A 12,956-nucleotide genomic window follows, 5' to 3' on the forward strand; every position below is an offset into this window, starting at 1 on the left:
CTCCTTCAATGCGACGCCGCGGCATTGCCGCCGAGACGGTTCAACAGCACGTTGCTCTGTTCGAGCAGCGTGGCGCGATAGTCGCCGGGCAACACGGCGTTGTCGGCCACGTCCAGCGCCTCGCCGATCAGCATGCGAAACGCCTCGACGGTGCGTTCGACCTGTTGCGTGGACAGTTGCGGCAACACGGCTTCCGCGAACTTGCTCATCACGACCACGCTCGCGCCGAAGCGCGAAATGGCCTTGCCATGCGAACTGACGAGCGCCGTCATCGAGCGCAGCAGCATCTCATCGTTGGTGGTCACGGTCTTTCTCCAATCAAAAGGTGCGCCTCAACGAGGCATTGGGCGGCATCCTGCACGCGCGCGCCGGCAGGCATGATCAGCGTCGATCACGCGGGCAACGCACGCGGCATGCGCGCGGCCGGTGCGGGACGCGCGAGCAGAAAACCCTGCGCGCGCTCGCAACCGATCTCGCGCAGAAAGCGCAACTGGTTCGGCGTTTCCACGCCCTCGGCGACGACCGACACGCCGAGCGACTTCGCCATCGCCACGATCGCGCGCACGATGGAGCCGTTGCCCTCGTCGCGCATGAGCGGCCGGTTTTCGCCGACCTCCGCGAGAAACGAGCGGTCGACCTTGAGCGTGTCGACGGGCAGCGACTGCAAATAGCGAAACGATGAATAACCGGTGCCGAAATCGTCGATCGCGAGACTGATGCCGCGCGCCGCGAGTTCGTGCAGCAGCGCTTCGGTGCCGCCGTGGCTCGACGTCATCGCCATGCTCTCGACGAGTTCGAGTTGCAGACGGTTAACCGGCAAGCCGGTCTCGCCGAGTATGTTGGCGAGCTGCGCGAGAAAGCCGTCGTGCAGGCACTGGCGCGCGGACAGATTCACGCAGATGCGCCCGAATTCGAAGCCTTCGTCAAGCCACGCGCGCGCCTGGCGGCACGCTTCGCGCAGGACCCACGCGCCGATCGGCACGATCAACGCCGACTCCTCGGCAATCGGAATGAACTGGTCGGGCGGCACGAGGCCGCGCTGCGGATGTTGCCAGCGGATCAGCGCTTCGACGTTCGAGAGGCGGCCGCTGCGCACGTCGAATTCGGGCTGGTAATGCAGCAGGAATTCGTTGCCGTCGATCGCGCGATGCAATTCCGTTTCGAGCTGGATGCGCTCCATCGCGCTCGACGTCATCGGCGCGGCGAAGAACTGGAAATTGTTCTTGCCCGCGCTTTTCGCTTCGTACATCGCGCGGTCGGCCTGCATCAAGAGGCGTCCGGAATCCTGCGCATCGTCGGGAAACATGCTGATGCCGATGCTCGGCGTGACGAAGAGCGTCTGCTCGCCGGTGCGGATCGGCGCGCCCACGCTGAGGAGCAGCGCTTCGGCGATGCGGCCCACGTGGCGGATGTCGTCGATATCCTCGATCAGCAGCGTGAATTCGTCGCCGCCCAGTCGCGCCACCGTGTCGGTTTCGCGCACCGATTCGCGCAGACGCCGCGCGATCACGGACAGCGCTTCGTCGCCCACGCCGTGGCCCATCGTGTCGTTGATGAGCTTGAAGCGGTCGAGGTCGAGAAACATCACCGCGACGCGTTTGCTCGAACGGCGCGCGCGCGCGAGCGCCAGCGCGATGCGCTCGGTGAACAGCGTGCGATTGGGCAGACCGGTGAGCGCGTCGTGCGTCGCGAGATAACTGAGGCGCGCCTCATTTTCGCGCCGCTGCGTGATGTCGGCGAAAATCGCGGCGTAGTGCGTGCACAGGCCTTGCGTGTCGCGAATGCTGGAGATCGTCAGGTATTCGAGGTAGGGCGTGCCGTCTTTACGGCGATTCCAGATTTCGCCCTTCCAGTGGCCCTTGGTTTCGATGCTTTCCCACAGTCCCGCGTAGAACGCCGGACCCTGGCGGCCCGAGCTGAGCAGGCGCGCGTTGCGGCCGAGCGCGTCGGCTTCGGTGTAGCCGGTCAGGCGCGTGAACGCCGGATTGATGCGCTCGATCGTGCCTTGCAGGTCGGTGATCATCACGCCGTCGAGCGTGGATTCCACCACCTGATCGGCGAGACGCAGATTCGCGCGCGAGGCGAGCAGCGCGTCGTCGCGTTCGCGCAGCGCCGCCTGCAGTTCGCGCACGTATTCGTGCTCCATGTCGCGCAGGATGTCGGCGAGGCCGAGCAGGCCGCACAACTGGCCCGCGTCGTCGAGCACGCCCACGTGGCGCATGCGGTTGTCGAGCAGATACTGGCGCGCGGAATAGAGGCTGCGCGTGTGCGGCAGCGAGCGCAGCGGCCAGCTCGCGAAGGTGCCCGCCGTGGCGCCGTCTTCGCGCGCGCCTTCGCCGATCGCGCGCACCACGTCGCGCTCGGTGAGGATGCCGAGGCTGCCGTCGGCGGCGCACACGACGATCGCGCTCAGGCGCTCTTCGCGCATGCGCGCGAGCGCTTGTGCGAACGGCGCGGCAGCGTCGATGCAATGCGGCTTCGACGGCTTCGCGCAGCCGAGCGTACGCAGTTGCAGAAAACACTCGGGGCCCTGACTCATGACCAGATCGGTCTGTGTGACGAGACCGAGTGCGTGGCCGTTGTCGTCGATCACGAGTCCGTGGCGGATGCCCTCGCGCACGAAGCACGCCGCCGCCTCGCGCGCGGGCGTGCTCGCGGGCAGCGCGCGCACCGGCTGGCTCATGACAGTGCGGATCGGGCGATTGGCCGGTTCGTCGGCGGGATCGTCGGGAGGCTCGGGCAGCGGTTCGTCGATCAGTGCGTTGACGAGACGCGCGTCGGCCGAATGCGTGCGGTGCGCGGCGCTCGCGAGCGCGTCGTGCTCGGTCCAGATGCCGACCGGCTCGCCGTGATCCATCACGACGATCGCGCTGCAACGGTGCTCGGCCATGCGGCGCGCGGCTTCGCGGATAGGCACGTCGGGCCCGCAGGCGAGCAGCGGCCCGGAAAGAAGACGTCCTATTTCGACGTCCAGCGTGTGGTGTTGCATGTCGCGCCCCGTACCGCGTTTGTTGTCTTTTTGAGATATGGCGAACGTAGCAGGCGGGCGCGGAGATTGAGTTGACTTAAATCAAGGTCGCGGAGGTAATCCGGGATTAGGACGGTCGTGCTGGAGGGTGGGAGCGGCTTGCCGACGGAATGAAGAAGCCCGTCGCCGCGTGGTGCTGCGGGACGGGTTGGGGTACGCCCGGTGTCGATGAGGCCGGGCGCTCGGGCTTGGATGCGTCTTGCGTGCTTAGTGTTTCTTCGGGCCGTTGCTGCTGCCGGTGTTGCTGCTGCCGCCCAATGAGCCAGCCAATGAGCCGCCCGGCGCGCCGCCTGTCAGACCGCCGAGCAGATTGGCCAGCGGAGCGAGCGTTGAGGTGGCGGATGAGCCGCCGGACCCGGTGCCGCCAGTGCTCGTGCCGCCGGCTCCGCTGCTGCTGTTGCCGCCCGCGCCCTTGAGCGCGCCGGTCAGCGTGCCGACGAGGTTCGTCAACGGCGCTGTCGGGTTCGACGTGCCGGACGTGCCCCCCGATGACGTCGAGCCGTGCGAACTGCCGCCGCCGGTGTTGCCTCCCGTGTTGCCGCTCGATCCGCTATTGGGTCCGCTATTCGATCCGCCGTGCGTGTTGCCGCTCGACGAAACGACGTTGGTCGTCGTCGCACCGCCCGTGAGCGCGCCAAGCAGGTTCGTCACCGGAGACAACAGGCCGCCGCTGCCCGTCTGAGCACCCGATGCACCGCCCGAGCCGCCATGCGAACCACTCGATGCGCCGTTGTTCACGCCGTTCCCATTGCCGCTGCCGCTGTTGTTGCCGATTGTGATCGGCACCACCGGCACGCTGACCGCGCCAACGTTCACGACGAGATCGACGAGCGGACTGAGCAAGCCGCCTGTGGATTGCGTGCCGCCAGCGTTGCCCGAGCCGATGCTCGTGCCACCGTGACCGGCGTTGCCGGAGCCGCCGGAGATGCCGTGGCCGCCGGTGCCGGTTGAACCGCCGGTGCCGCCGGTGCCACCCGTGCCGCCACCCCAACCGCCGTGACCGCCATCCCCGGTGCCTCCGTTACCGCCGGTGCCTCCTGAACCGCCAGAACCGCCGGTGCCACCACTTCCGCCGGAACCACCGTTGCCTCCGGAACCACCGTTGCCGCCATGGCCGCCGTCGCCGGAACCACCGCCCCAGCCGCCGTGACTACCGTCGCCAGTGCCACCGTTACCACCGGAGCCGCCTGAGCCTCCGCTTCCGCCACTTCCTCCGGGACCACCGCTACCACCGTTGCCGCCAGTTCCACCCGAGCCACCTGAGCCTCCTGAGCCTCCTGAGCCTCCTGAACCACCTGAGCCTCCTGAACCGCCTGAACCACCATGGCCGCCGTCGCCGGAACCACCGCCCCAGCCACCGTGACCACCTTCGCCGCTGCCTCCGCTGCCTCCGTTACCGCCAGTGCCACCGGCACCACCGCTACCGCCATGGCCACCATCACTGGAACCACCGCTCCAGCCACCGTCCCCTCCCGTGCCACCCCAGCTGCCCGACCCACTCCCACTTCCCCCGTCCCCCGAACCGCCATAACTGCCCGAGCCGCCGCCATACCCGCCACCGGTCCCGGTCCAGCCGCCGCTCATACCGTCGCCACCGGCCCATGCATAGCCGGGGCCGAACTGCCAGACGCCATTCCATCCGCTGCCTTGCATGGAAGCAGGCGGCGACGATGTCGTCCCATCGCCGGCATAAGCCGACGGCGCCAGCGACCACCATAGGAGTGCGCTCGCCGATGCAACAAGCGTGTGTTTGAAGGGAGCCATGATTAGTCCTTTCGCGATGAACTCGCGTCCTGATTGGTCAAAGGTGTAATCAGTGCCCCCGGAAAACCGCTGATCGGTTTTTCAAATACGGTCGATGCGTACTATTTCTGCTGTCCCGATTGCGCGTGGATACGCGTCGCCTGGAAGAATGGTGGAGCGTCGGCGTGGTAACGCTGCGCTCGAATATGGCAGAATCGGCGCTCGAAATCTGCAAATTCCACGCCAACGTTTTTGCGCGATTTACACGCGCGATTCGTTAGCAAAGGAAACAACACCATCGACGCGATGCAAGCGCGCGCCCCTTAGCCGGCGGCGTATCGTGCATCACATGAAAAAAGGCGTGACGGTCAGGCATCGCGCCGCGTTACGTCGTGGGCGTAACGTGTCACCGCCACATCGAACGTAACCTTGCGAATACCCAGCCGGCACGCCAGCAGGATCAACCCAGCATCGCGCAGTCCAAACAATCGCAGCATGCACTTAAACGCCGTGCAAACTGTCTACTTTTCATTCATCAACGCGCGAAACGAATATCGAGCGAACGCAAATACGTTTGCAGTCCAGCATCCTGAAGCGGAATCACATAGGCGGGCGAATCCGATTCATTGAAGTGAGCATGCCAATAACCGGGCGGCGTGATGAACGCCATGCCCGGCGTCCAGTCCACGCGCACGGGATCGACAATCCGGCCTTGCTCGTCGATCTCGGTCCCCACGAGCGTATATACGCCGGGCTCGCATGCCGGAATGAAGTCGAGCGCGATCGACTGATGACGATGCGGCTTTTGCACGCTGTGCGGCGCGATCATGCCGAACATCGCCCACAGCGAATGCGTGACGGTGCGCGTCTGCGGAAAATGGCGATTGCCGAGCAGCACGCTCACGCGATTGCGCTGCGCGGCGCCCGGCGCGCTGGCCACTTTCGCGAGCTCGGCCTGAGCCCGCGCAGCCGGATACAGCGTCGGCGTAAAACGCGCCACGTCGATCTTCGCGCCGAGATAAGCGAGCAGCGGGGCGTCGTTCACGTAATAAAGGCGCGCCGTCGACTGCGCCGACAATACGGCCTGTCCGCCGCCCGGCAGCGCAAAGAAGTCACCTTTGCTGAATGAAAATGCCGTGCCGTTTTGCGCAATCGTCCCTGCGCCATCGAGTACGTAGAACACCTGTGAAGTCGCGTTCGGATCGACCGTGAGCGTGTCGCCCGCAACGATGCGCAGAAAACTCGCCATCAAGCCCGGACCGGTGGCCGGATAATCGCAGCCCAATTCCGCGGACACATCGAGTGGCACGATGCGCGTCGGACCATCGTCGTAAAGCGAGGCGGCAAACGAACGATAAGGCACGCGCGAAATCAGCTTCGCGCCAATCGGATTCGCCGATGAGGTGTATTCGAAAAATTGCGCGTCGCGCGTGATCGTATCGTCGTCGAATGCAAGCGATGAAAGTGCGGTTTTGTCCAGCATGATAAGGCTCCTGAAAATGTCCATCGCTCGGCGAGCGAATCGTGCAGCGTGAATGGACTTTAGAAGCCGCAGCCGTGTGCGGGAACGGCGCGCATGGGAAATGAGCTTTGCAGAAAAGGGATAACCGGAAGTCGATCACTGCGGAAAGCGCGTGAAACCCGGCACCAGCGCGTTTTCTCTTACACTGCACAACAAAGCCATCAACACGTCCGCACGCATATGGATTATTTCGGCGCAATCCGCGCATTCCTTTCGGCTGCCGAATTGGGCAGTTTCAGCAAAGCGGCGGCCCGCATCGAGGTCAAGACGTCGACCGTGTCGCGCTATATCACCGAGCTCGAACGCGATCTCGGCATTGCGCTATTCAATCGTTCGACGCGCGGTCTCGTGCTTACCGAAGGCGGCCGCGTGTTTCGCGAGCATGCGATCGGTGTGATCCGCAATCTCGACGAAGCGCGTGAAATCGCTTCGTCGCTGAATCGCTCGCCGCGCGGTTTGTTGCGCGTGACCATGCCGCGCTCGTTCGGACGCCGTCATGTCGTGCGCCATCTGCCGGAATTCATGGACCGGTATCCGAAGATCGACGTCGATATCGTGATGACCGATACCGTGGTCAATATCATCGACTCGGGCATCGATCTCGCGATTCGCATTGGCGCGCTGCCGGATTCGCAATTGATGGCGCGGCAATTGACGGCGCATCGGCGCATTGTCTGCGCGAGCCCCGCTTATCTCGCGCAATGCGGCGCGCCCGCTACGCCCGCCGACCTGGCCGCGCACGCCGCGCTGCGTTTTTCACTCGCGGCGGACGACCGCTGGCTGCTCGTGCAGCACGCCAATGCGGCGAACGGTCAGCGCGAGGCATCGGTGACGGTTGCATTGAACGGCAGGCTGCGCGTGGACGACACCGAAGCCCTGCTCGATCTCGCCATGGCAGGACGCGGCATTGCCTTGCTGCCGACGTGGGCCGTCGGCGACGCATTGCGGGAAGGCAAACTGATCCGGCTACTGCCGGAATGGGAAGCGCAGCCGACGAAGCATGCGCCGGCGGTCTGGGCGGTGTATCCGCGCAAGCGGACGGTGTCGTCGAAAGTGCGCGCCTTTATCGACTTCTATTCGGCGATTTTCAAACGCGAAGGCTATTGGGACGCGAAGGAGCACGCAAAAGAGCACGCAAAAACCGCCGACGCCAATGCGCCGCAAAGAATCAGCGTTTGATCCCTTTGCGTTTGCGCGACTCGATTTTTTTGCACAGGTCGGTCAATAGCCAGCGAGCGATTTGCTCGGGCCGATTTGCGCCGTGCGGGGCGAATTTGATTTCATTGGCGAAATACACGATGACCGAGCCGGTCATCACGCGCCACTTACCGGTGTAGTCGACACCGTCCACATTCACGCTCATGGCGTGAGTGATTTCATAATCTGCAGAAGCCAAGGGTGAAGCGAAAAATGTCTAAAGTATGACAATATCGCTTCAATGAAGCATCAGTCAACGAAATATGCGTTTTGTTTCATATTTCAACCCGAAACGATGATGCAGGCTGCAATGCGAATGCCATTCAGCCACTCAAGCATTACGACACGCGGCGCAAATGCGTGGATTCACGCGGCGGAACGGAACTCGTTAAAGCGGTACCCGGAAGCGGCGTAATTCGCCGCATCGAGCGCTCGCCCACGGCGCTGCTCCACGCATTGACCCAGCGCCGCGCCATCGTGCGTTCCATGCCGTCCTGCGCATGGGTGAGCCGCTGCATCGCCCGCGTCAGGCGGCGCATGGCGTAGTGCTTGCAACGTGTGTCCTTCTCGTCACGCGGGTTCATACCGTTTCTCCCGTTCACCGGGTTTCAGTGTAGAACGATCCGCGCATTAAGGCATGAACGCAAATGCCGCACTAGCAGGGAGATCGGCAGGGAGACTATCGAGCGCACGATTGCCGTCGCGGCGAGCCTCGGTCTCGCCGTTGAATGACGTTTCGCTATAGGCAATGACCTTGAAGCCGCTGCCCGCCGACCTGGGGACCGTAATGCCCCAATGCCAGCCCCCTTCCTGCTCGAAAACATGTAGCTTCGGCGACGCTTCCAGCATCGACATCTGTGACGTGATCATGGCACGCCCTCCTTTCGAAAACTTCCGAATCCATAGGCGGTCAAGCTCAGTGTAGGCAGCATTTTGCTGCACCGCAATAAGCATTAACCTTGAGTGTCGCCAATGTAAAGGGGACAGTTTTCGAATTCGCGTGCCGCGGCGTTCATGCACATAAAAAGTGCAACGCTGCGGCGCAACCGGAACAGGCGCGAATTCGCCGATAAATTCACACAATCGGCGGTATCGTCAATTGAATGGGCCATTGCGACCGAAAGCGCGTGTGCCTCGGATCGCACGCGCTTTTTTCTGCTGCTTTTGCTAAAACTTCATTCAATCAAAAAGATTCATCACATCGCGATACAGCGCGGAAGGAATGCGCACACCGTCGCGTTCGCTGCGCGCACGCGCTTCGAAACGGCGTTGCGAAGGCAAGCGCGCGCCCTGCTCCACGACGGCGTCGAACAGACGCTCGGCACGCGCCTCGCCCGCCGCGTAATCGTCGCCCAGAAAGCGGCGCGGATCGATCGCGATCACCAGTTCGCCGTGGCAGGGACTCGCGCCCGCGCCGCCATCGAAGGCTTGCGACTCCATGCTCGTGAGGTCGCCAATCAGCGCGCCCGCGAGCAATTCGACCATCGCCGCCAGCGCCGATCCTTTATGGCCGCCAAACGTCTGCATCGCGCCGTCGAGCGCCGCGCGTGCGTCGGTGGTCGGTTGCCCGGCGCTGTCGATCGCCCAGTGCGAAGGAATGGGCTTACCCTCGCGCGCGTGCAGTTCGATGTCGCCGCGCGCGATCGCACTCGTGGCGAAGTCGAACACAAACGGATGGCCTTCGGCGCGCGGCCAGGCGAACGCGATCGGATTGGTGCCGAACACGCCGCGCGTGCCGCCCGCGGGCGCGACCCAGCTATGACTCGGGTTCATCGCGAGCCCCACCAGACCCTGCGCGGCGATGGCTTCGACCTCGGGCCAGAGCGCCGAAAAATGGAAGCAGCGATTGATCGCCATCGCCGCGAGCCCCTGCGTGCGAGCCTTCTCCGCGAGCACGGGCAGGCCCGTTTCGAAGGCCAGCAACGAAAAACCATAATGCGCGTCGACCGCGAGCACGCCGGGCGCCACGTCGCGCAGGGTCGGCTCGGCACGCGGATCGACCTTGCCGCTCTTCACCGAACGCACGCAGCCGAGCAGGCGATAGATGCCGTGCGAATGGCACTCGTCGCGCTGACCTTGCGTGATGACACGCGCGATGGCGTCCGCGTGCGCTTCGGACACGCCGTGATGCATCAGCGCCTTACGCGCAAGTGAGAACAGCGCGTCGAGCGAAAGTACCACGTCGTCGGATTGATCAGTCATCCTGATGTTCCTCGCAATGAAGCGTACCGTCGATACGCCGCGCGAGCGTCAGCGGATTGGCGTCGCGCAGCGCGTCGGGCAGCAGGTCGTCGGGCAGATCCTGATACGAAACCGGCCGCAGGAAACGCTCGATCGCGCGACTGCCGACCGACGTCGTGCGCGCGTCCGAGGTCGCCGGGAACGGGCCGCCATGTACCATCGCATGCCCGACTTCCACGCCCGTGCCGAAACCATTGGCGAGTATACGGCCCGCCTTGCGTTCGAGCGTCGGCAGCAGCGCGCGGCACGCGGCGCGGTCGTCGCCGTGCAGATGCACGGCGACGGTCAATTGGCCTTCGAGCGCTTTCAGCACGCCGTGCAGCGCGTCGAGATCGCCGCAGCGCACGATCAGCGACGCCGGGCCAAACACTTCTTCGCGCAACGCGGGATCGGCGAGAAACGCTTGTGATGGGGTCGCGAACAACGCGGCCTGCGCGTCGAAAGGACCGCCCGTTTTGCCGCGCGCGAGTTGCTCGACATCGACATGCGTCGCGAGGCGCTCCACGCCTTTCGCGTAGTTCGCGTGAATCCCGGGCGTGAGCATCGTCGATGCAGTCGACTGCGCGAGCGCGTCGGCCGCCGCGCGTTCGAACGCGCGCAGCGCGTCGCCGTCCACCGCGAGCACGAGACCCGGATTGGTGCAGAACTGCCCCGCGCCCAGCGTGAGCGACGCCGCAAACTGCTGCGCAATCGTCGCGCCGCGCGTGGTCAGCGCATGCGGCAGCAAGACGACCGGATTAATCGAACTCATCTCCGCATATACGGGCACCGGTTCCGCGCGTGCATTCGCGATCTTCATGAGCGCCACGCCGCCCGCGCGCGAGCCCGTGAAGCCGACCGCCTTGATCCGCGCATCGGCCACGAGCGCCTGCCCCATCGACAGGCCGCTGTCGAACACGAGCGAGAACACGCCTTCAGGCAGCGCGCACTGCTGCACCGCCTTCTGAATCGCGCGGCCCACCAGTTCCGAGGTGCCCGGATGCGCGCCGTGCGCCTTCACGATCACGGGGCATCCCGCCGCGAGCGCCGACGCCGTATCGCCGCCCGCCACCGAAAACGCCAGCGGAAAATTCGACGCCCCGAACACCGCCACCGGCCCGATCGCCACGTTACGCAGACGCAGGTCGACACGCGGCATCGGCTTGCGATCGGGTTGCGCCGGATCGATGCGCGCATCGACGAAATCGCCGTGACGCAACACGTTGGCAAAGAGACGCAACTGGCCGACCGTACGCGCGCGTTCGCCTTCGAGCCGCGCGCGCGGCAAACCGGTTTCCGCCATACAGCGTTCGATCAGCGCGTCGCCGATCGCCATGATCTGCTCGCCGATGGTTTCCAGAAAACGCGCACGCGTGTCGAGCGGCGTTTCGCGGAAGGTGTCGAAGGCCGCGTCCGCGAGCGCGCACGCGCGTTCGAGATCGTCCTGCGTCGCACCGCCGAAGGCGGGTTCAAGCGCCACACCCGTGCGGGCATCGACGCCATGAAACGCGCCCTGCGTGCCGAACACGCTCGTCGCGCCAATCAGCGACTGGCCAGTAATCGTCATGGTGGTCCCTGCAAAAAGCAACCGGGCCGACGCGGCCCGATTTTGAATCGATGGAAAGGGAAATTACGCTCGATGCGTGCTCACTGATCGTCGCCGTCGAGTTGGAGCTTGTGGCCCGGCACGCCCGTATTCGCGCCCCAGTAGTAAATACCGAGGCTCGCGATCGCCACGGCCAGCGTGTCGTAGGGATGCGCAAGCGCGCCCACGCCGCCGAAACTGCCCTGCCACGACAACACGATCATCGCGGCATAGAACGCGATCAGCCACGCCGACGAACGCACCTGTTCGCGCAGGCTCAATTCGCGCGTCGGCACGAAACGTCCTGCCGCCAGATAGATCACGAACATCACGATCTGCAAACCCAGCAGCCACGACACCGTGCTCCAGCCCGACCAGTACACGATCAGCGCGGCGATCACGAACGACACAGGCCCGACGAGGCCGAAGCGGCTCACGCGGAACGGGCGCGGCATATCGGGCGCATTGCGGCGCAGCGCGGCGACGGAAATGGGCGCCACCGCATAGCTCAACACCAGCGCCGCCGACACCACGTTGATGAGCGCTTCCCACGACGGAAACGGCAGCGTCCAGAACACCGCGAGCGCGAACGTGAGCCACAGGCCGGCGCGCGGAATGCCCGACGCTTCATCGACGCGCGTGAACACGCGGAAGAACGTGCCGGTCTTCGCCCACGCATACACTACGCGCGGCGTCGCGTTCATGTAGATGTTGCCGCAACCGCTCGGCGAAATCGCCGCGTCGGCGACCACCATATAGGCGAGCCAGCCCACGCCGAGTGCGAGCGCGATATCGCGGTACGGCAGCGAAAACGCCTTGCTCACGCCCTCCCAGCCACTCTCGAGCATCGCGGTCGGAATGCTGCCGATGAAGGCGAGTTGCAGCAGCACGTAAATCAGCGTGGAAAGCAGCACCGAAAGAATCAGCGCGACGGGAATCGTGCGTTGCGGATTGCGCACTTCGCTCGCGACCGAAATGATCGGCGTGAGACCGAGATACGCGAAGATGATGCCGCCCGCCGACACCGCCATTTCAATACCCGACATGCCGAACGGCGCAAATCCATGCACGCTCAAATTGGCGGGTTTGAAAAACGTGAACAGCACGCCGATCACCGAAATCGGCACGATGAATTTAAAAATGCTGATGAGATTATTCGCGCGCGCAAAAGTTTTCACGCTTTTGTAATTGAGCCTGAAAAACAGGCCCAAAAGCGCGAGTTGCACGAGCCAGCCGATCGTGGTCGGATTACCCGAACCCGGTTGACTCAGCATCGGAAACCATGCGGCCGCATATTGACGCGCGGCCACCACTTCGATTGCAATCAGGCTGGAAAACGCAATCAGCGTGACGAAGCCCATCAAGTAACCGAGCAGCGGACCATGCGAAAACACCGGATAACGCACCACGCCGCCCGCACGCGGCAAAGCCGCGCCGAGTTCGCAATACACAATGCCGAGCAGCAGCACCGCAAAGCCGCCGATGAGCCAGGACACGATGCCCGCCGGTCCCGCGATGGCCGACACATGGCTCGCGGCGAACAGCCAGCCCGAGCCGAAAATGGCGCCGAGGCCGATGAAGGTCAGATCGGTGAGCGAGAGCTGCTTCTTGAAGCGTCCTTCGCCGGTGTGCTCGCGCGTTGCATCGCTCATGGGCAGCGC

At 64.3% G+C, this 12,956-nt stretch carries 12 protein-coding genes; 1 reads left to right on the forward strand and 11 read right to left on the reverse strand.

The annotated features are described in order from the left end of the window. Window positions 1-5: 5 nt before the first annotated feature. The 5 genes from SB764_RS01795 to SB764_RS01815 all read right to left on the reverse strand — a co-directional run bounded on the left by SB764_RS01795 (window position 6) and on the right by SB764_RS01815 (window position 6,254). On the reverse strand, window positions 6-305 hold the full coding sequence (locus SB764_RS01795) for a hypothetical protein (RefSeq protein ID WP_083400879.1): 300 nt from the start codon (window positions 303-305) through the stop codon (window positions 6-8). A gap of 86 nt (window positions 306-391) precedes the next feature. Then, window positions 392-2,989: an EAL domain-containing protein gene (locus SB764_RS01800; RefSeq protein WP_065064025.1), complete on the reverse strand. Its 2,598-nt coding sequence runs from the start codon at window positions 2,987-2,989 to the stop codon at window positions 392-394. Window positions 2,990-3,235: 246 nt separating this feature from the next. Beyond that, complete coding sequence (locus SB764_RS01805; protein WP_410862455.1) at window positions 3,236-3,871, reverse strand: hypothetical protein; 636 nt, start codon at window positions 3,869-3,871, stop codon at window positions 3,236-3,238. Next, entirely contained in the window at window positions 3,841-4,470 is a 630-nt protein-coding gene (locus SB764_RS01810; protein ID WP_410862457.1) for a hypothetical protein, read from the reverse strand. The genes SB764_RS01805 and SB764_RS01810 overlap by 31 nt, the downstream gene beginning before the upstream one ends. Window positions 4,471-5,306: 836 nt before the next feature. Then, on the reverse strand, window positions 5,307-6,254 hold the full coding sequence (locus SB764_RS01815) for a cupin (protein WP_410862458.1): 948 nt from the start codon (window positions 6,252-6,254) through the stop codon (window positions 5,307-5,309). Between the two features lie 219 nt (window positions 6,255-6,473). Here SB764_RS01815 and SB764_RS01820 point away from each other — a divergent pair, with 219 nt between their 5' ends. Then, a complete protein-coding gene (locus SB764_RS01820) occupies window positions 6,474-7,472 on the forward strand; it encodes a LysR family transcriptional regulator (protein ID WP_082992194.1) in 999 nt (332 codons plus the stop codon). Here the strand turns inward: SB764_RS01820 and SB764_RS01825 are convergent. The 6 genes from SB764_RS01825 to SB764_RS01850 form a co-directional block, all read right to left on the reverse strand. Further along, complete coding sequence (locus tag SB764_RS01825) at window positions 7,462-7,656, reverse strand: hypothetical protein (RefSeq protein ID WP_065064021.1); 195 nt, start codon at window positions 7,654-7,656, stop codon at window positions 7,462-7,464. The two genes, SB764_RS01820 and SB764_RS01825, sit on opposite strands and share 11 nt — an antisense overlap. A 172-nt stretch (window positions 7,657-7,828) precedes the next feature. Continuing rightward, window positions 7,829-8,074: a hypothetical protein gene (locus SB764_RS01830; protein WP_074983153.1), complete on the reverse strand. Its 246-nt coding sequence runs from the start codon at window positions 8,072-8,074 to the stop codon at window positions 7,829-7,831. Between the two features lie 46 nt (window positions 8,075-8,120). Further along, window positions 8,121-8,360 carry a hypothetical protein gene (locus SB764_RS01835; RefSeq protein ID WP_373681594.1) on the reverse strand — a complete coding sequence of 80 codons (240 nt, stop codon included), beginning with the start codon at window positions 8,358-8,360 and terminating at the stop codon, window positions 8,121-8,123. A 309-nt stretch (window positions 8,361-8,669) separates the two neighbouring features. Continuing rightward, window positions 8,670-9,692: an Ldh family oxidoreductase gene (locus SB764_RS01840; RefSeq protein ID WP_065064019.1), complete on the reverse strand. Its 1,023-nt coding sequence runs from the start codon at window positions 9,690-9,692 to the stop codon at window positions 8,670-8,672. Continuing rightward, window positions 9,685-11,277 carry an aldehyde dehydrogenase (NADP(+)) gene (locus tag SB764_RS01845; RefSeq protein WP_321902742.1) on the reverse strand — a complete coding sequence of 531 codons (1,593 nt, stop codon included), beginning with the start codon at window positions 11,275-11,277 and terminating at the stop codon, window positions 9,685-9,687. The genes SB764_RS01840 and SB764_RS01845 overlap by 8 nt, the downstream gene beginning before the upstream one ends. A gap of 80 nt (window positions 11,278-11,357) precedes the next feature. Then, window positions 11,358-12,947 carry an APC family permease gene (locus SB764_RS01850; RefSeq protein WP_231957722.1) on the reverse strand — a complete coding sequence of 530 codons (1,590 nt, stop codon included), beginning with the start codon at window positions 12,945-12,947 and terminating at the stop codon, window positions 11,358-11,360. Window positions 12,948-12,956: the final 9 nt, after the last annotated feature.

The sequence above is a fragment of the Paraburkholderia sp. SIMBA_027 genome, assembly GCF_046535315.1.
Lineage (GTDB): Bacteria > Pseudomonadota > Gammaproteobacteria > Burkholderiales > Burkholderiaceae > Paraburkholderia > Paraburkholderia tropica.